We start from the raw sequence: 19,883 nt of genomic DNA, 5'->3' as shown, positions 1-19,883 counted from the left end.
TTCTCAAAACTCTATTTTCTATTCTCTATTTTCTATTTTCTAAAAAACCCTATAAAAACATAAAATAATGAACGACATAACAAGAGGCGGACAGTTTTTGGTCAAAGAAACCAAATGTGAAAATGTATTCACACCCGAAGATTTCTCAGAGGAGCAAATCATGATGCGTGATTCGGTAAAAGAATTTGTAGACAAAGAAATTTGGCCAAACAAAGACCGATTTGAAAAGAAAGATTATGCATTTACAGAAGAAATGATGCGTAAAGCCGGAGAAATGGGCTTTTTGAGCGTTGCCGTTCCGGAAGCATATGGCGGAATGGGAATGGGATTTGTGGATACGTGCTTAGTTTGCGATTATATTTCGGGTGCAACCGGTTCGTTTTCCACTGCTTTTGGTGCTCACACCGGAATTGGAACCATGCCGATTACCCTTTACGGAACAGAAGAACAAAAGAAAAAATACGTGCCAAAATTAGCTTCAGGCGAATGGTTTGGAGCGTATTGTTTGACTGAACCGGGAGCAGGTTCTGATGCAAATTCCGGAAAAACAAAAGCCGTTTTGTCAGAAGACGGTACACATTACAAAATCACCGGACAAAAAATGTGGATTTCTAATGCCGGATTTTGTTCGTTATTCATTGTTTTTGCTCGAATTGAAGATGATAAAAATATCACCGGATTTATTGTAGAAAACGACCCTTCCAACGGAATTACGATGAACGAAGAAGAACACAAACTAGGAATTCGAGCTTCTTCTACTCGTCAGGTCTTCTTTTCAGATACAAAAGTTCCGGTTGAAAACATGTTAGCCGGACGTGGCGAAGGATTTAAAATTGCCATGAATGCCTTGAATGTTGGTCGAATTAAATTGGCTGCTGCTTGTTTGGATGCACAACGAAGAGTAACTTCCAATGCTACTAACTATGCCAATGAAAGAGTTCAATTTAACACGCCAATTTCTTCTTTTGGAGCGATTCGTTACAAATTGGCAGAAATGGCAACCTCAACTTATGCAGGCGAAAGTGCCACCTATCGTGCAGCAAAAGACATTGAAAACCGAATTAAAATTCGTGAAGCTGAGGGTGCGACGCATCAAGAAGCAGAATTAAAAGGCGTAGAAGAATTTGCCATCGAATGTTCTATTTTAAAAGTAGCCGTTTCCGAAGATGTACAAAATTGTGCCGATGAAGGCATTCAAATTTATGGCGGAATGGGATTCTCCGAAGATACCCCGATGGAAAGTGCTTGGAGAGATGCCAGAATTGCCAGAATTTATGAAGGAACTAACGAAATTAACCGTATGCTTTCGGTGGGAATGTTAATCAAAAAAGCTATGAAAGGCCATGTGGATTTATTAGGTCCTGCCATGAAAGTGCAAGAAGAATTAATGGGCATTCCTTCGTTTGATACGCCTGATTATTCGGAATTGTTTTCCGAAGAAAAAGAAATGGTGGGCAAATTGAAAAAAGCTTTCTTAATGGTAGCCGGAGCTGCCGTTCAAAAATATGGAATGGATTTGGATGCTCACCAACAATTATTAATGGCTGCTGCTGATATGTTGATTGAGATTTACATGGCAGAAAGTACTGTGCTTCGTACAGAAAAATTAGCTAAAAAAGTGGGTGAAGACAAAGCTACAGAACAAATTGCAATGGCTAAATTGTATTTGTATAAAGCCGTTGATGTAGTTTCCCAAAAAGGAAAAGAAAGTATCATTTCTTTTGCAGAAGGAGATGAACAACGCATGATGTTAATGGGCTTATGTCGATTCACAAAATATACCAATATGCCGAATATTGTTGGTTTAAGAGAAACCATTACGGCCAAATTAGTAGCTGAAAACAGTTACTGTTTTTAATCAATTTTAGTTTAGTTGTTGACGAAAAGACCACGTTTGAAAAAGCGTGGTTTTTTTTATAAAAAAACTCCAAATTTCTTTGGAGTTTTTGCTTTAAACTATATTTCAACGATTAGTTTATAATAACTTTTTTAGTGACCGATTGATTTTCGGAAGTGATTTTTAAGAAATAAAATCCAGAGGATAAATTCTCAATCGTATAAGTATTATTCTGATGATCAGGATTTTGAATCTGTTGCATTACTTGTCCATTGATTGTAATCAATTGAATTTCATCTAAAATTGCTTCAGATTGAATATGAATTCGATTAGAATTAGAAGGATTTGGATATACTGCAAAGTTAAAGTTGGTTTCTGTTAATGGCACAGAGAGTGAATTTCCCCAAATAGCCTGAATCCACTGCGGATTATCAACAAATGGATTTCTATTTCCTTGGTGTTGAAAAACATCATTATTACGATCCAATTCTTTTTGAGAAACCGGATCATTCACATGCCAAGAATAAAGAATGTCTAAAAATGGATCGGCGATTACTTTATTCGAACTACCATCAAACATAGCGTAGGAAGACCAATTGGAAACTAAATTTTCATACCGCGTTACAAAATAAAAATGAATTCTTGCAATATCTCCTTTAAACTCATCAATGGGCTCAAAAACAATTCCTGAAAAACCGACTGCAATTCCGGTGTTAATATTATTTCCAGCTTTTGAACCATTTTGAGTAGGATTGGAAATTCCGGATTGCGAAATTAAATTAGAACCCACAATTCCATAAGGATAACTTCCTCTAAAACCATTCACCCGACCATCAGTTGGCAACAAATGATGTGCATCACCACGCATTGGAGTATTTGAACTAAAAACAGATTGCGGAATAACGTGCTCTTTATTATAACAATCTCCTTCACCATTATAATTTCCACATTCATCAGAAGCAAAGAAATTATACGGATCTGTTCCGTTTGGATTTTCAGAATAAATATCTAAAATGGTGTTATCATCTTCATAATAATTATCGATGTCAGCAATTGGAAAAAAATCATCAATCGCGTTATAACCTTGGTCGTTATGGTCTTTGATAATATTATACAATTGTGTTTTTAGAGTAAAACCTGTTCCCGTGGCAGAGTTATAATAACCTGCAGGAGGTTGTGCAAATGCAACAAAAGTTGAAAAAATAAATAAAAGGGTAATATTCAATTTCATAGTAATTATAATTTTCGTTCCAACAAGGCCATGTAAAACCCGTCAAAACCAGATTCGGAGGCTAGAATTTTTTTATCTTGTACAAAGGTAAAGTTTTTTCCGTTTTCAGTTGTTAAAAAATGTTTAACTTGATTCTGATTTTCAGAAGGTAACACCGAACAAGTAGCATAAACCATTTTTCCACCCGGTTTAACAATTCTGGAATAGCTCTCCAAAACTTCGGCTTGTACTTTGCGGATATTGTCAATAAATTCAGGTTGTAATTTCCATTTGCTGTCAGGATTTCTTTTTAAAACACCTAAACCGCTGCAAGGAGCATCAATTAAAACCCTATCTGCTTTTTCGTATAATTTTTTTATGACTTTTGTCGAATCAATGATTCGGTATTCAATATTAAAGGCACCATTTCTTTTGGCACGAAGTTTTAATTGCTTTAATTTACTTTCGTACAAATCCATCGCAATTAACAAACCTTTGTTCTCCATTAAAGAAGCCATGTGCAATGTTTTTCCACCGGCACCGGCACAGGTATCAACTACTTTCATCCCGGGTTTTACATCCAAAAACGCAGCAACTAATTGTGAATTAGCATCTTGCACTTCAAACAAGCCCTCTTTAAAAGCATCTGTCAAAAATACATTGGCTCTTTCTTTTAAAACCAAGGCATCCGGTTGATTATCCAAAAACTCCGTTTCAATATTTAAATCCATCAAAATGGCACGCAATTTTTGTTTGGTAGTTTTTAAGGTGTTTACCCGTAAAATTACCTGAGCTTGTTGATTTTGAGCGGCAATTTCTTTTGACCAAAGTTCTTCACCTAATTCCTTTACACCCAATTCATCCATCCAATCAGGAATTGACTCACGGTATTTTCTAATTTTGGATAATTCGTCAAAACGTCCTTTGATTTTTCGTTGTGGAGTTCCCTCCAATTGTCTCCAATCAGGAATAGGATAACCTCGAAGAACAGCCCATGTGGCAAACATTCTCCATAAATCATCACGATCATAGGGTTCTTTTACTTCGGCAATTTCGGCATATAAACGCTTCCATCGCACAATTTCGTAGATAGTTTCTGCAACAAACTTTCTGTCGGAACTTCCCCAACGTTTGTCCTTTTTTAAAGCTCTAGCTACCACTTTATCAGCATATTCGCCTTCGTTGAAAATGGCATTCAACGAATCGATAGTGGTATAAACTAAATTTCTATGTAATCTCATTTCAATAAAATAGCCTGCAAAGGTAGTATTAATTATTAGTTCCTTGGAAATTAATCGTTAAAAAATCAAAACCCAATGGAAAAAATCCATTGGGTTTTGAGAAAAACAAGCTTACTTTTGGTTAGAATTATGCTAACACATTTTCTAAAGTAGGACCGGCATAAATTAGTTTTTTACCTTCCTCTGTGTTAGTATATTGTTCAAAGTTTTTAATATAACGACTGGCTAAATCTTTAGCTTTCACTTCCCATTCTTCTTCCGTTTTATATGTATCTCTTGGGTCTAAAATGCCTTTGTCAACATTAGGCAATTCAACAGGAACAGTTAAATTTAAGAACGGAATGTGTTTGGTTTCCATTTGATTAATTTCGCCGCTGATGATGGCATCAATAATGGCACGGGTGTTTTTCAAAGAAATTCGTTTCCCTGTTCCGTTCCATCCAGTGTTTACCAAATAGGCTTTTGCTCCGTGTTCTTTCATTTTTCCAATCAGCGTTTTAGAATACATCGTTGGATGTAAGGTTAAAAACGCTTCACCAAATGCAGGAGAAAATGACGGTTGTGGTTCTGTAATTCCTCTTTCAGTTCCGGCTAATTTTGAAGTATAGCCGCATAAGAAATGGTATTGTGCTTGGTCGTCATCTAAGATAGAAACCGGAGGTAACACGCCAAAAGCATCAGCTGACAAATAAATAATTTTCTTTGCATGACCGGCTTTTGAAGGAAGAACGATTTTATTGATGTGATAAATTGGATAAGAAACTCTTGAATTTTCTGTGATGGAATGATCGTAATAATCTACTTCGCCATATTCATTCACTACCACATTTTCTAGCAATGCATCTCGTTTAATCGCTCTCCAAATATCGGGTTCGTTTTCTTCACTTAAATCGATTACTTTGGCATAACATCCTCCTTCATAGTTAAATACACCGTTATTATCCCAACCGTGTTCATCATCACCAATTAAATAACGTTTTGGGTCTGCTGATAAAGTGGTTTTTCCTGTTCCTGATAATCCGAAAAATACGGCAACATCACCTTCTTCACCCACATTAGCTGAACAGTGCATGGAAGCCATTCCTTTGAGAGGAAGATAATAATTCATCATGGCAAACATTCCTTTTTTCATTTCGCCACCATACCATGTACCGCCAATGATTTGAATTTTTTCAGTCAAGTTAAACACAACAAAATTTTCAGAATTTAAACCATGTTCTTTCCAATTCGGATTGGTTGTTTTGGAACCATTCATCACTACGAAATCTGGTTCTCCAAAATTTTCTAATTCATAAATGGATGGACGAATAAACATATTGGTTACAAAATGAGCTTGCCAAGCCACTTCCATCACAAAACGCACTTTTAAACGGGTGTCGGGATTGGTTCCGCAAAAAGCATCGACCACATATAATTTTTTGGAAGTAGAAAGCTGTTTTAAAACTAATAATTTCAGTTCGCTGTATACTTCTTGTGTGGTTGGAAAGTTAACTTTATCATCCCAATAAATAGTATCTTTTGTGATTTCATCTTTAACGATATATCGATCTTTGGGAGAACGTCCGGTGAAAACGCCGGTTTTCACAGCCACTGCTCCTGTGTCGGTTAAAGCTCCTTTTTCATATCCTTTTCGCATGTGAGACGTTTCAGCTTGAAACAATTCCTCATAAGACGGATTATAAACCACTTCGTGATAGCCTGTTATACCTAAATCGTGTAGTTCCTGAATGACTTTAATGTTTTTCATAATAATGGATATTTAAGATTGTCTGATTCTTTATTCTATGTATCAAATTTCCGATTTATCATATGAAATAAACCTGATAAATATCACATTTCCAAGAAATCTACGAAAACGTTTTCATAGCTAATTGTTGATTTTCATTAAGTTAGCAAGGCTGGTTTAATTCATTATTATATCAACCGGTATTTTTTAATCCACTTGACAAAGCGTTGATAATACTTAATAATTTTGTAAGAAATTTTTCTTTGTCATTTGTGTTCTCTTCTGATAAATTTCTCCAATGTTTTAGCTGTTGAAGGTGCAACTCATGTAAAACGTAAAGTTTTTCACTTCTCCATTTCAAATTATCGTACTGACCTTTTCTGCGAATTTTGGCTTTTTCATCAAAAAGTTCTTCTAAAAATTGTAAGGAATCATTGTATTCTGTTGTGATTTTTGACATGAATAACAATCGTTCTTCATCATTATCATCCAAATTGAAATATAAATTCATTACTTTAACATCGGAAAGTAAAAGATTTGTTTCCGTTTGAATCATTAAGAATTTTAGAAACGGCCAGTTTTTTATGTTTTGTTTCAAACGTTGAAAATCATCAGGTTTTTCTGTTTTTAATTTTTTCAAAGCATAACCCAATCCATACCATCCTGTCAGAGATATTCTGGAAAGATTCCAACTGAATACCCAAGGTATTGCCCTCAAATCATTTAATGTTCTTGTACCGGTTCTTCTGGCAGGCCTTGAACCAATTTTACTTTTTTCTAATACATCAATGCAAGTAACTTTGCTGTAAAAATCAATAAAACCGTCGGTTTCAATTAAATCTCGATAATGTTCATATGACTTTTGAGAGAGATAATCCATAATATCAAAAGAATACTGCTGATCATTCAAATTTAATTTTGAGGCAATACTTTGTTTGGCAACTCCTGAGGTTAAGGCATTAAGATTATAAGTAGCGGTCATTGGATTTCCAAACAATTGTGCAATTGATTCTCCTTGAACCGTAATTTTAATGTTCCCGTTAACCGTATTCAAAGGCATACTTTCTAAAAAACGATGGTATTTTCCACCACCTCTACTTATAGTACCACCGGTTCCATGAAAGAAATAAAGTGAGGTATTATTTTTTTTAGCAATCTCAGATAATTTTTGTTCTGCTTTATGCAAATTCCATTTACTAGCAATTGTACCGCCATCTTTATTACTATCACTATATCCAAGCATGACTTCTTGATTGTAATTCATTTTTGAAGCTCTTATTTTAGTAATCGAATGTTGTAAAAATCTATCTAAAATTTGTGGACCATTATTTAAATCCTCTATTGTTTCTAAAAGCGGCACTACTTTTATTGAAGTATTGAGTAATTGAGTTTCTTTCATAAATAAGTAAACGACTAATAAATCACTTAAATTTCTAGTCATACTTACGATAAAAGAACCAATACCTTCAGCACCATATTGATAAATATGTTGACTTATAACACGGTAGCAATCTAAAATATTGTCTGCTTCGGGTCCATAAGAAATCGTTATGTCGGTTAGTGGTGAATTATTTTCTAAAATTTTATTTAAAAAGTCAATACGTTTTTCTTCATTCCAATTTTCAAAATCGGATTCTTTTTCATCAATTGTCTTTAAAATTTGAGCTATGGCTTTATCATGATAGGCACTGTTTTGTCGTATATCAAGTTTGGCCAAATGAAAACCAAAACACGCAACCATTCTTTCCAGAGGAAAAAGAAGATCATATGCTAATCCATTCATCCCGTTTTCAATCAAAACATCTCTGAAAAACTTTAAATCATTTTGGAGTTCAAGACTGGATTTGTAATAAATAGTTGAATCAGCAAGATTGTTTAGAATAGTATTTTCTAATTTTACACTAACTAAATTGAGGTATTGTCGCCAAGGTTCATAAGGATTCCTTTTTACAGCTTTTTCACCACTCTCTCCTAAAACAGCTGCTTTTTTTTGAATGATTTCAATTAATGAATCAGGAACCGAATTAGAAATAGCCGACACAGATAATTTAGAAGTTATTTCAATTATTTTATTTTTGATTAATAAAAGTGCTTTTTTGCGATGCAACTCCAAGGTTTCTTGCGTTATAAATGGCGTCACAAAGGGATGACCATCTCGATCGCCACCTACCCAACTTCCAAAATTTATTTTAGGAAAAACATCCGGATTGTTAATTTTATCGGAATTGAAACCAATTTCTCGCCAAGCAGCTTTTAATTGCTCATCACTTTTTTCTAAAACGATTGGAAACTTTCTTTGTAAATAGTAAAGTATATTTGCTCTTTCGTCTTCAACTTGGGGTTTTTCGAGGTAAATTTCACCGGTTCTCCACCATCTTTCCAAAAGATGTATAATTTTTTCTTGAATACTTTTTTGTTCTAATTTACTCAAGGATGAATTTTCCCTCTTCACCAATAACAAATATAATTCTCTGTGAATTTCTATAACCGTAATTCGTTTAGCTTCTGTTGGATGAGCGGTTAGCACCGGATTAACATGAGTAGCTGAAATTACACTCAATATTTCGTCTTCCTTTATATTTTTTTCTTTCCAAAAGTGTAATGCTTCTGACCAAGAACCTCTGATGGAATTGATATTTTCATCATCTTCCATTTTTCTTCGGAATTGAGTAGCCGCATTTTCTTCTACTAAAGTCATCAATTGAAAATAAATGCTTAGTGCTTGAATTATTTTGTCACTGTTTGATTGATGATTATTTAGTTCTGAAATTTGATTGTTTTTTAGGAGTTCAATTATTTCATATTCATCAATCCTTGATAACATTTCTAAGTAGCAGTCAATAATAAAGATACGATCGTTTTCAATTTTCTGAAAAGAGTTATTGGTAGTCATTTTACTTATTTTAATTTTGTTTACTTCAATAAATTCAACTTGTTCTTATAAAGTATTATTTCAATTTGTGAAGATGTTGTCAAATATCTAACTAATCCAATAAAACAAACCTGATAAATATCACTTTCCCAAGAAATCTACGAAAACGTTTTCAATGTTAATTATTGAAAATCAGTTAATTGTTTGGTTTTTAATGTATCTTAATCAAATTAGCTAAAGTTTCACAATTCATTCCTTAAAAGTACCAAAAAACATTCGTAATTTTGCAATCGTTTAACTGATTTTCAACTACTAAATAAAACTATATGAGTCAATTTGATGTGGCCATTATTGGTTCAGGACCGGGCGGATATGTTGCTGCTATCCGTTGTGCACAATTGGGATTTAAAACGGCTATTATCGAAAAATATTCGGTATTAGGAGGAACTTGTCTAAATGTAGGCTGTATTCCTTCTAAAGCGTTACTTTCTTCTTCTCATCATTATCACGATGCAGTGGCTCATTTTGAAGAGCACGGTATTGAAGTGGGTAAAGTAAAAGTAAATCTTGAAAAAATGATTGCCCGCAAACAAGCTGTGGTGGATCAAACTACAGGTGGAATCAAGTTTTTGATGGATAAAAATAAAATCACCGTTTTTGAAGGAATTGGTTCCTTTGAAGATTCTACTCACGTAAAAGTGACTAAAAACGATGGTTCTTCTGAAACAATTGAAGCCAAATATTCGATTATTGCAACAGGTTCTAAACCGTCAAATTTACCATTCATTACGTTAGATAAAGAACGAGTAATTACTTCTACGGAAGCTTTGAAATTAAAAGAAGTTCCGAAACATTTAGTAATCATTGGCGGTGGCGTAATTGGAATTGAATTAGGGCAAGTATATCTTCGATTAGGAGCTCAAGTTTCTGTGGTGGAATTTATGGACAGAATTATTCCGGGAATGGATGCTTCGTTATCGAAAGAATTGACCAAAGTGTTGAAAAAACAAGGTATGAAGTTTTATACTTCTCACAAAGTAAAATCGGTTAACCGAAAAGGAAAAACTGTTACTGTTGAAGCAGAAACACCAAAAGGAGAAATTTTATCTTTAGAGGGCGATTATTGCTTAGTTTCTGTTGGTAGAAGACCTTATACTGACGGTTTGAATGCCCATAAAGCCGGAGTAAAAGTAACTGATAGAGGTCAGATTGAAGTGAACAATCATTTGCAAACATCAGCTTCCAATATTTATGCCATTGGCGATGTAGTTCGTGGAGCGATGTTAGCTCACAAAGCAGAAGAAGAGGGAGTAATGGTTGCCGAAATTTTAGCCGGACAAAAACCGCATATCGATTATAATTTGATTCCGGGTGTGGTGTATACTTGGCCGGAAGTTGCTGCTGTTGGTAAAACAGAAGAACAATTAAAAGAAGAGGGCGTAGCTTTCAAATCGGGAAGTTTCCCATTCAAAGCGTTAGGAAGAGCCAGAGCAGGAGGTGACACAGACGGATTCGTAAAAATCTTAGCCGATGCCAAAACCGATGAAGTGTTAGGTGTTCACATGATTGGACCTCGTTGTGCTGATTTGATAGCCGAAGCCGTTACTGCTATGGAATTTAGAGCCAGTGCCGAAGATATTTCGAGAATGAGTCATGCTCACCCAACGTTTGCAGAAGCGGTTAAAGAAGCGGCTTGGGCGGCTACGGATAATCGGGCGTTGCATGTGTAAATAATTGAATGCATTTTTAAGAAAAAATAAATCTATCTAAAAGCTCCTTTTTTATATAACTTTACACTAATAAATAAAAAGTATGGAAAAGTTGATTGTTAAGAATTTTGGCCCCATTAAAGAGGCTGAAATTGAACTTACAAAATACGTTGTTTTTATTGGTGATACTTCAACAGGGAAAAGCGTTTTAGCTAAGTTGATAGCTATATTTAGGGATTTTTCGAATTTATTAAAAAATGAAGTTGAAAACTTTGATTATGATAAAGAATTAAATTTCTCTAATCAATTAAGGAACTATAACATTGATTTTAAATATGAGAATACGGTTATTGAATATTTAGACAAAGATCTAAAAGTAGTTTTCAAGGATAAGAAAATTAAAAGCATTGAAGATAAAATAGAAAAGACTAAAAGTAATTTGATTTTTAGAGATATTACTAACCTCAATGAAGATGATTTAAAAAAGGCTTTCGGAATGGTTGGGGTTAGAAACAAAATAATATATTTCCCTCCAGAACGAATATTAACTTCGTTGGTAGGATCATCAATTTCTGGTTTATGGGCTAATAATGTTGCTCTTCCTATATGCTTTAAAAACTTTGCTGCTAATTATGAGTTAGCTAGAATTGAAAAAGAAAATATTTTATTTGGCAACTTTGGATTTAGCTACAGCTATATTGATAACCAAGAATTTGTTTATAATTCTAATGGCGAATTCAAATTATCCCAAGCTTCAAGTGGAATTCAATCACTTCTACCTCTTTTATTAGTTTTCAATAACGAATTAAATGAAGTTTTTAAACCAAATTTGACTTTTTTAGTGGAAGAACCTGAATTAAATTTATTTCCTATAAAGCAAAAACTGCTTACGGATTATATGATACAAAGAATAAACAATACAAACCATAGATTAATAATAACAACTCATAGCCCATATATTTTATCTTCATTGGACACTTTGATTTTGGCAAAAAATACCTTCAACGAAAATCAAGACTTAAAAGACAAAATAAGTGATATTGTTCATGAAAGTCGATGGATAGATTATGATGACATTGCAGTATATGAAGTTAGAAATGATGGAAAAGTTTATTCAATAAAAAATGAAGAATTTAAGAGTATAGATTCAAATGCCATTGATAGTGTTTCTGATATTATTTCGAATGAGTTTGACAAACTTACAGAATTAAGGTATGCACGCAAATTTTAATGAATTAATAGCAAATCATTCTGCCTGTTGCTCAAACAGTAAAGTAGCTTCAGAAAATGGAAAAAGGTTTGTAATTATTTCAAACGAAAGTTTTACAAAAATAAAAATTGATGATTGTTTGATTGCTTCAAACGAAAGAAAAAAATGTGATTTTGGTTTCTTGAGACACACAAATGAAGACTTCTATTTTGTTGAATTAAAAGGAAAAGATATTGAAACTGCTTTTGAGCAAATTATAAGTACTTCAACTTTTTTTGAACAAAATTTGATTAAAATACCCAATACTAAAAAATTCTTTTTCATTATTTCATCTAGCGGAATTCCAAAAGCACAAGTTAGAATAAACAATTTAAAACAACGGTTTGCTAGAGACAAATGTGGTGTTAGTTTGCAAATTACTAATAATCAAATAAGTTTCAAACCTAACTCATAGTTTTCTACAAAGAGTTAGGTTTTTTATGCTTAAAACTTCCAATCAAATTCATCTTGATTTTTGATAATTGCACCAATTTCTACTTTGATCACTTCATCAAATTCAGTTTGCAGAATCGTCCAAAAATCTTCATTGAATAAATTTGAGAAAGAGTCAAATGATTCCACTTCAAATGATTTTAATCCTTTTTTAGATAAATATTCTTTAGACTCATTTGCATTTTTACCGATTATTTTTTCATCAAATAAAACCGCATTTGGGTTGGAAATGATGATGTAACCTAACTTAAAATCTTCCTCAGCATAAAAAGTTAAACGTGCTTTCAAAGCATTATACATCAAAACCATATTATCTTCTTCATCAATAAAAGAATGATTGGGTTTGCTGTAAATGGCTTCTACATCTTTTTGTTTCATGCCAAAAAGAAGTTTGTCATAGCCAAATTTTGGTTTAATTTCCATAGTTATGTATTTTGAACAATGAGTTTTTTGGTTAATAAATTAAAGCGATAAAACAAAAATAAAGCTGCCACGGTAAGTCCGGCCAGCAAGCCAATCCAAACGCCAATTGCCTTTAAATCAGTATATAATCCCAAATAAATTGAAATAGGAAAACCAACTATCCAATACGCCACAAAGGTAATGTACATTGGTATTTTTACATCTTGCAATCCGCGTAAAGCACCTAAAATAACTACTTGCAATCCGTCAGAAATTTGAAATAAAGCCGCCACCAACAACAAATTGGATGCTATCGCAACAACTTCTAAATTATCTTTTAAATAAACAACCTGCTCAATATCTAAAAAAGGTAGCGGTAAGATTTTATGGAACACAACGAAAATCAAGGCAAAGAAAATTTCTAAAATCGTAGCCAATAAAAAGATGGAAATGGCGACCACTCGTAGCTTCGTGTAATCTTGTAAACCTTTTTGATTTCCCACACGAATCATCGCCGTAACACTCAATCCCATGGCAAACATGAAGGTGAGCGAAGCTAAACTCAACGCAATTTGATTGGCGGCTTGACTCGTTGTGCCAATCATTCCACAAAGCCAAATAGCACCGGTAAATAAAGCCACTTCAAAAAACATCTGCATCGCAGAAGGAGTTCCTAAATTGACAATTTTTCTAATGGTTGATTTCGAAATTTCGTCCCAACTGAATTTTTCAAAATAAGGATGAAATTTTGGTTTTTTCACCATCACATAATGCATGAAGGCTAGCATCACAATTCGCGAAGTTATGGTTCCGATGGCTGCTCCTACTATTCCCATTTCGGGGAAAATCCATATCCCAAAAATCAGAAAATAATTGATGATTACGTTTACAATATTCCCAATAATCGTTGCCCACATTGAATATTTGGTTTCGCTTTTTCCATCAGCAAACTGTTTATAAGCCTGAAACATAATCAATGGAATGAGTGAAAATGCCACTATATCCAGATACGGTTTGGCCAAATTCACCACTTCTTCCGGCTGCCCCATAAAACTAATTATCGGTTTGGCAAAAAAGATGAGTAAAAACAAAATCACACCCAATAAGGTGCATAAAAACAATCCGTTATGAAAGGCACTTCTCCCCTTTTCAATTGAATTTTCACCATCAGCTTCAGCTACAATGGGCGTGATGGCGGTGGAAAAACCAATTCCCAACGACATCGCAATGAAAATAAAACTGTTTCCCAACGATACAGCCGCCAACTCTTTTGGACCAAGTTGACCAACCATTGCATTGTCTACGATACCAACGACTGTGTGACCCAACATTCCAATAATGATAGGATAAGCCAACCTCATGTTATAGTTAAATTCCTTGGTATATGTTTGAAGATTCATGATTCTTAATTTCGTCGGCAAAAGTACATCATTTGAAAGGATAAAATGAAAAGAAAAAAGTTAAGTACAAAAACATCTTTGGCTTTGTGGATAGAAAGTCATAATTTTAACCGTAAAATGTATTCCTTGCAAAAAATATCTTCATCATTTCTACTTTTTGGATTTCTCTTTCTGATAATTTTAGAGGTGAAATCACAAACACTGAAAGACACAACCGCACTATCAGAAGTAGTTTTGATAGGATCGCCGATAAAAAATACACTTCAAAAAACTGCTTCATCAGTAGGTTTAATTTCTGCCAAAGAAATCAGTCAAACAGATGGAGTGATTCTAACTCCGCTTCTCAACAAAACTGCCGGCGTTTATATGCAACAAGGAACGTTGAATACGAACCGAATTACGATTCGTGGCATTGGAGCCCGTTCGCAATTTAGCACCAATAGAGTAAAAGCTTATTTTGAAGAAATTCCGCTTTCTACAGGAGAAGGCGAAACCACTTTGGAAGATATTGACTTGAGTGTGTTAAGCAAAATTGAAATCATAAAAGGTCCGAATTCCAGTAGTTTTGGAGCGGGTTTGGGTGGAGTGATTCATTTGTTTGGAAACCCATCGAAAGATGAAAATAGTTTTGGAGAATGGTCAACAACAGTCGGTAGTTTTGGTTTGTTTAAAAATTCGTTTTCCGGTCAAATGTCGAATTCTAAAACAAATTTATATGCCAATTACAGCAATTTGCAAAGCGAAGGTTTTAGAGCAAACAGCAGTTATGACCGACAATCAATTAATTTATTTGGAAAACATCAACTTTCAGAAAAAGGAAAACTGAATTTTATTGGGATTGCTACTCGTTTGGAAGCTTTTATTCCGAGTTCGATAAACCAAACTGATTTTGAGAATTCTCCCGAAATTGCGGCTGCCAATTGGGCTGCGGCTGGAGGTTATGAATCATATGACAAATTGCTTCTTGGAATTGGTTATGATCATACATTTTCAGAAAAATGGCATTGGAATTCAACTGTATTTTCAAATTTTAAAGAAGCATACGAACCGCGACCTTTTGATATTTTAGAAGATAATATCGTGAATTTTGGTGTTCGAAATAAATTAAATTATACCGATAAACTTTTCTCTATACCCACAAAAATGAGTGTTGGAACAGAGTTATTGCGAGAAAAATATACTTTTTCATTGTATGAAAATTTATACCAAACTCAACCCAATCAAGGAAGCATTCAAGGGGATAAATTTAGTGACGCAAGTCAGAACAGAAATTATGTCAATCTTTTTTGGCAAATGGAAATGCAATTATCAAGCAAATTAAATATTGAAACCGGACTTGCTTTTAATCAAACCAAATATGAACAAAAGGATGCATTCCAATCGAATGAAAATACGAGAGAAAACTATTCCTTTGATGCCATTTTATCACCTAGAATTGGTTTGTCGTATGAATTTTCGAAAGGAAAAAATCTCTATTTTTCCGTTAGTAAAGGGTTTTCACATCCCACTGTAGCCGAAACATTAACTCCCGAAGGTCAATTGAATCCTGCCATTTTACCGGAAACTGGAATCAATTACGAAGTTGGGTTTAAAGGAAACTTTATGAAAAATAGAATTTACACAGAAATAAACCTTTTTGCAACAACCATTAAAAATTTATTAGTTGCCCGAAGAATTGCAGAAGATCAATATGTTGGCATCAATGCCGGAGAAAGTCTGCACCAAGGAATTGAATTTTTGATAAATGGCAAACTGCTTTCAACTGAAAAAATTCAATTAAATTCCTATATTTCTGGAAGTTTAAATCATTTTGAATTTGTAGATTTCGTTGACAATGACAACGATTTCTCCGGTAATCAATTGCCAAGTGTACCGGAATTTCAATGGAATGTTGGTCTTGATTTTTCTCTAAAATCATTCTCTTTTTCAACTTCGTATCGAACAGTAGGAAAAATGTTTTTGAATGATGCCAATTCGCTTTCATCACAGCCTTATCAATTATTGGACATCAACACAAATTATACTTTTTCAGTTTGGAAGAATTTAAAAGTAAACCTTCAATTGGGTATTCAAAATAGCTTAGATGAAAAATATGCGGCGAGCATTTTACCTAATGCCATTGGTTTTGGAAATAATGCTCCAAGATACTTTTATCCGGGAAATCCAAGGAATTATTATGGTGGGATGAGTTTGAGTTATCGATTTAACTAGCTTATTTTTTGACGGCTTTCACTTCTGAAACCGTCACCATTTTGGATTGTTTATTTCCCCAAGAATTCATCACATAATTCATCACATCAGCTACTTCTTCATCAGTTAACCCCAAAGGGGACATCATCGAATTATAGTTTTTACCATTCACTTTTATTGGACCGGATTGACCATATTTAACCGCATGAATACTTTCTTTTCGTTTATTTACTAACCAATCAGAACCAGCTAACGGCGGAACAGTTTCACTTCCTTTTCCGTTTCCTAAATGGCATTGCATACAAAAATCAGTGTAGATTTCTTTTCCACGAGTGATACTTTTTACCAACTCATCATTGGACTGATTTAAGGAATGATAAGCAGTTTTATTTTCTTCAAAAACTAAACTACAAAAGGTAAAAAAGAGCAGCAAATACATTCCTTTCATTATCCTTTTGGTATAATTTTGATGATTCCATTTCCTTCCACAGCCATGTAAATATAGCCGTCTGGTCCTTGTTTAACATCACGTAATCGGCCAATATCTGTTCCTATTTTTTGACGACCAATTACTTTTTCTCCGTCTAATTTAACCAATTCCAAATATTGAAAAACGAGAGAACCAACTAACAAATGTCCGTTCCAATTCGGATAAACATCACCCGTAACAAATGTCATTCCGCTGGGAGCTATGGATGGAACCCAATAGTAAAGAGGTTGTTCCATACCTTCTTTTTGAGTTTGGTCGGAAATGATGGTTCCATCATAATCAATACCATAGGTAATTACAGGCCACCCATAATTGGCTCCCTTTTTTACAACATTAATTTCATCACCACCTTGCGGACCATGCTCGTGCGTCCAAATTTTACCGGAAACCGGATGTTTGGTCATTCCTTGCGGATTGCGATGCCCGAATGAAAAAACAGCTTCTTTTGCTCCTTTTTGTCCAACAAAAGGATTGTCTGCCGGAATTTTTCCATCATCATGCAAGCGGTACACTTTTCCGCCATCACGAGTAACATTCTGCGGATTTTCGGGATGATTACCTCTATCTCCCACCGTGAAACAAACAAATCCTTCGTTATCAAAGGCAATTCGGGAACCAAAATGATGTCCGAGCGTTGTGTTGGGTGAGGCTTTGTATACTGTTTGGATTTGCCTAAGACTCGTTCCTTCCAATTTAGCACGAATAAGTTGGGTATTCGCTCCTTTTTCTAAACCTTCATTTGAAGAATAGGTAATATATATCCAACCGTTTTGAGCATAATTGGGGTGAACAGCAATATCTAACAAACCACCTTGACCTCTGGCAACCACCTTGGGAACATTGGTGATTTCGGTTTTTGTTTTATTTTTTACATGATAAATTATACCTGATTTTTCTGTAACTAACATGGAACCATCCGGAAGCCAAGTCATTCCCCAAGGTATAGCAATATCGGATGCCAAAGTTTCGTAAGTATAATTAACAACTTCCGGTTGAAGAACAATATCGTTTTGTTTTTCTTGAGCTTTGCAGCTGAAAATAGTAAATACTAATAAAGAAAGAAAAATTGGTTTCATTTTATTTTTTTTCTAAAGTACTAAAAAAGTACAAAAAGTATAAACTTTTAAGGTAAAATTAAGATTTGGTCGTAAAGAAATGTTGGTGAGCTCTTTTTCCGCCAGGGATAGCAGCGGAAATCCCGGAAAACCAAAACACAAAAAACTTGCCACAAAAAAGCGACGTTAGGGAGCTCTTTTTGCGGCTTAGATTTTTGTGTTTTGGTTTGAGGAATTGGAGCGGATAGCCCGTAGTGCGGCCAAAATTTATTGCTCCGATTTTAGCAAATCATGATACATTTTGATGTTTTCTTTGACTTTATCTTCTAACTCCGGTTCCTTAATATCAGTATATTTTTGAAGTTCTTCGAGAATGGTTTTTGCCACAATGTAACGAGCGTTTTCTTTGTTGTCTGCCGGCACTATATACCAAGGTGCATGCGGTTTTGAGGTGCGATTAATGGCTTCTTCGTAGCAATTTTGGTAATCATTCCATAACGCTCGTTCTTTTAGATCACCCGGAGAAAATTTCCAGTTGTGTTTCTCCGTTTCGAGTCGGCGAAGTAATCGTTGGCGTTGTTCTTCTTTGCTAAGATGCAAATAAAATTTGAGAATGATTATTCCGTTTGATGCGATGTGTTTTTCGAATGCATTGATGCTTTCAAAACGGTTTTCCCAAAATTCGGGTGTAATATCCTCTACAGTTTCGATACCGGGAATATTTTCGTTGAGAATGTATTCGGGGTGAACACGGGTGACGAGTACATTTTCATAATGAGTTCGGTTAAAAACAGCGAACTTTCCTTTTTCTGGCAAGGAGATATAGTGTCGCCACAAATAATCGTGTTCCAATTCCGTCGAATTGGGCGTTTTAAAACTATGCACTACTACACCACGAGCGTTGAATTCTTTAAACACCTCGCGAATGAGACTGTCTTTACCTGCGGTATCCATTCCTTGCAGGCAAATGAGTACACCATAACGGTTGTGAGCATAAAGCATATCTTGCAATTTACTCAACTTTTCTCGCGTTTTTTGAAGCATCTTTTCTTTCTTTTTTTCTGATGTTTCGATGTCTAAAAAAGTGGGGGTTTTGGCTAAACTGATTTCAGAATCGACTCTAAAATGCTCAGGTTTTATATTTTTCATTGGATATGGTTTAGATTGATTAATTTTACAGCAAAGTACAAAAAAGTATGGATAAATTTAAATTAGAATTGTTTTTTCAGATTTTGGGAATTGGAGCGACTTCGGGTTTGGTGTTTGAAAATGATTCGTTATTTCTTATTTCCGATTCAAGTTCATTTTTGTATGAGTATAATTTTAGTTCTGAACGATTGGACAAAATTAAGCTCTTCGAAAATAGTCGGGAATCAATCCTTAAGAAAGATAAGCCTGATTTTGAATCAATTGTAAAAATTGAAAATTCTATTCTGCTTTTAGGTTCAGGCTCTACTCAAAAGCGAATGTTGGCCGCCAAATATGATTTGAAAACGAAGAAATCGATAGCAACAGATTTGACTGATTTGTTTAGAAAAATTTCTGAATTGACTGGAGTTGATGATGAAAATTTGAATATTGAAGGTGCAGTGAACTATCAAAACAACTGGCTTTTATTTCAACGTGGGAATGGTTCTGCGAATCAAAATGGAATCGTAATTTTAAAGGAATCGCTTGAAAATCCGTCAACAATTACTTTTGTTCCATTGATTTTACCAACAGAAAAAGCAGTCAATTCAACTTTTACTGATGCCATTTTAGTGGAAGGAAAAATTTATTTTTTGGCTGCTGCCGAAGATTCTAATTCTACGTTTGAAGATGGAGTCGTTTTAGGCAGTTGGATTGGCGTTTTAAATCCTGAGAGTTTTGAATTGGAAATGGTTGAAAAAATTACTGACCATCATAAATTTGAGGGCTTAACCGTTTATCAAAATTCAACTGCAGAAATCATTTTCTTACTCTGCGAAGATAATGATACTGAAATTTTAAAATCCGACATCTATAAATTAACCATAAAAAAAACCATTCGATAGCGAATGGTTCTTCTTA

Annotated in this window: 15 protein-coding genes; 6 read left to right on the top strand and 9 right to left on the bottom strand. The window is 34.4% G+C overall.

Going from position 1 to position 19,883, the window contains the following annotated elements; translation table 11 throughout:
• Positions 1-67 precede the first annotated feature (67 nt).
• Entirely contained in the window at positions 68-1,858 is a 1,791-nt protein-coding gene (locus ACIQ0M_RS00430; protein WP_396148603.1) for an acyl-CoA dehydrogenase family protein, read from the top strand.
• A 112-nt stretch (positions 1,859-1,970) separates the two neighbouring features.
• Here the strand turns inward: ACIQ0M_RS00430 and ACIQ0M_RS00425 are convergent, their stop codons facing one another.
• The 4 genes from ACIQ0M_RS00425 to ACIQ0M_RS00410 form a co-directional block, all read right to left on the bottom strand.
• Positions 1,971-3,068, bottom strand: a complete 1,098-nt coding sequence (locus ACIQ0M_RS00425) for an endonuclease (protein ID WP_396148601.1) — start codon at positions 3,066-3,068, stop codon at positions 1,971-1,973.
• Between the two features lie 5 nt (positions 3,069-3,073).
• The gene (locus ACIQ0M_RS00420) at positions 3,074-4,288 is read right to left on the bottom strand and encodes an RsmB/NOP family class I SAM-dependent RNA methyltransferase (protein WP_396148599.1); all 1,215 of its coding nucleotides are present in this window, start codon (positions 4,286-4,288) and stop codon (positions 3,074-3,076) included.
• A 127-nt stretch (positions 4,289-4,415) separates the two neighbouring features.
• Entirely contained in the window at positions 4,416-6,035 is a 1,620-nt protein-coding gene (gene pckA, locus ACIQ0M_RS00415) for a phosphoenolpyruvate carboxykinase (ATP) (RefSeq protein ID WP_396148597.1), read from the bottom strand.
• A 172-nt stretch (positions 6,036-6,207) separates the two neighbouring features.
• Positions 6,208-8,907 carry a phosphoenolpyruvate carboxylase gene (locus ACIQ0M_RS00410; RefSeq protein WP_396148595.1) on the bottom strand — a complete coding sequence of 900 codons (2,700 nt, stop codon included), beginning with the start codon at positions 8,905-8,907 and terminating at the stop codon, positions 6,208-6,210.
• A 305-nt stretch (positions 8,908-9,212) separates the two neighbouring features.
• Between ACIQ0M_RS00410 and lpdA the strand changes: the two genes are divergently transcribed.
• The 3 genes from lpdA (at position 9,213) to ACIQ0M_RS00395 (ending at position 12,259) form a co-directional block, all read left to right on the top strand.
• A complete protein-coding gene (gene lpdA, locus ACIQ0M_RS00405) occupies positions 9,213-10,616 on the top strand; it encodes a dihydrolipoyl dehydrogenase (RefSeq protein ID WP_396148593.1) in 1,404 nt (467 codons plus the stop codon).
• Between the two features lie 82 nt (positions 10,617-10,698).
• Complete coding sequence (locus tag ACIQ0M_RS00400) at positions 10,699-11,826, top strand: AAA family ATPase (protein ID WP_396148591.1); 1,128 nt, start codon at positions 10,699-10,701, stop codon at positions 11,824-11,826.
• Complete coding sequence (locus tag ACIQ0M_RS00395) at positions 11,810-12,259, top strand: hypothetical protein (protein ID WP_396148589.1); 450 nt, start codon at positions 11,810-11,812, stop codon at positions 12,257-12,259. The genes ACIQ0M_RS00400 and ACIQ0M_RS00395 overlap by 17 nt, the downstream gene beginning before the upstream one ends.
• 29 nt (positions 12,260-12,288) lie before the next feature.
• On the opposite strand, the gene ACIQ0M_RS00390 is transcribed toward ACIQ0M_RS00395, so the two are convergent.
• Together ACIQ0M_RS00390 and ACIQ0M_RS00385 are read right to left on the bottom strand one after the other, a co-directional pair.
• Complete coding sequence (locus ACIQ0M_RS00390; protein ID WP_396148586.1) at positions 12,289-12,720, bottom strand: hypothetical protein; 432 nt, start codon at positions 12,718-12,720, stop codon at positions 12,289-12,291.
• Positions 12,721-12,722: 2 nt separating this feature from the next.
• Positions 12,723-14,099, bottom strand: coding sequence for an MATE family efflux transporter (locus ACIQ0M_RS00385; protein WP_396148584.1), 1,377 nt, complete (start codon positions 14,097-14,099; stop codon positions 12,723-12,725).
• A 45-nt stretch (positions 14,100-14,144) separates the two neighbouring features.
• On the opposite strand from ACIQ0M_RS00385, the gene ACIQ0M_RS00380 reads away from it, so the two are divergent.
• Positions 14,145-16,310: a TonB-dependent receptor gene (locus ACIQ0M_RS00380; protein ID WP_396148582.1), complete on the top strand. Its 2,166-nt coding sequence runs from the start codon at positions 14,145-14,147 to the stop codon at positions 16,308-16,310.
• 1 nt (position 16,311) lies between these two features.
• Here the strand turns inward: ACIQ0M_RS00380 and ACIQ0M_RS00375 are convergent, their stop codons facing one another.
• From ACIQ0M_RS00375 to ACIQ0M_RS00365, 3 genes are all read right to left on the bottom strand, one after another.
• On the bottom strand, positions 16,312-16,737 hold the full coding sequence (locus ACIQ0M_RS00375) for a c-type cytochrome (RefSeq protein ID WP_396148580.1): 426 nt from the start codon (positions 16,735-16,737) through the stop codon (positions 16,312-16,314).
• The gene (locus tag ACIQ0M_RS00370) at positions 16,737-17,855 is read right to left on the bottom strand and encodes a PQQ-dependent sugar dehydrogenase (RefSeq protein WP_396148578.1); all 1,119 of its coding nucleotides are present in this window, start codon (positions 17,853-17,855) and stop codon (positions 16,737-16,739) included. Before ACIQ0M_RS00370 ends, ACIQ0M_RS00375 begins: the two co-directional genes overlap by 1 nt.
• Positions 17,856-18,101: 246 nt before the next feature.
• On the bottom strand, positions 18,102-18,983 hold the full coding sequence (locus ACIQ0M_RS00365) for a PPK2 family polyphosphate kinase (protein WP_396148576.1): 882 nt from the start codon (positions 18,981-18,983) through the stop codon (positions 18,102-18,104).
• Between the two features lie 47 nt (positions 18,984-19,030).
• Here ACIQ0M_RS00365 and ACIQ0M_RS00360 point away from each other — a divergent pair, with 47 nt between their 5' ends.
• Complete coding sequence (locus tag ACIQ0M_RS00360; protein ID WP_396148574.1) at positions 19,031-19,867, top strand: DUF6929 family protein; 837 nt, start codon at positions 19,031-19,033, stop codon at positions 19,865-19,867.
• Positions 19,868-19,883 lie beyond the last annotated feature (16 nt).

The sequence above is a fragment of the Flavobacterium sp. genome, from assembly GCF_044339515.1.
Lineage (GTDB): Bacteria > Bacteroidota > Bacteroidia > Flavobacteriales > Flavobacteriaceae > Flavobacterium.
This window is presented reverse-complemented; position numbering and strand designations above follow the sequence as displayed.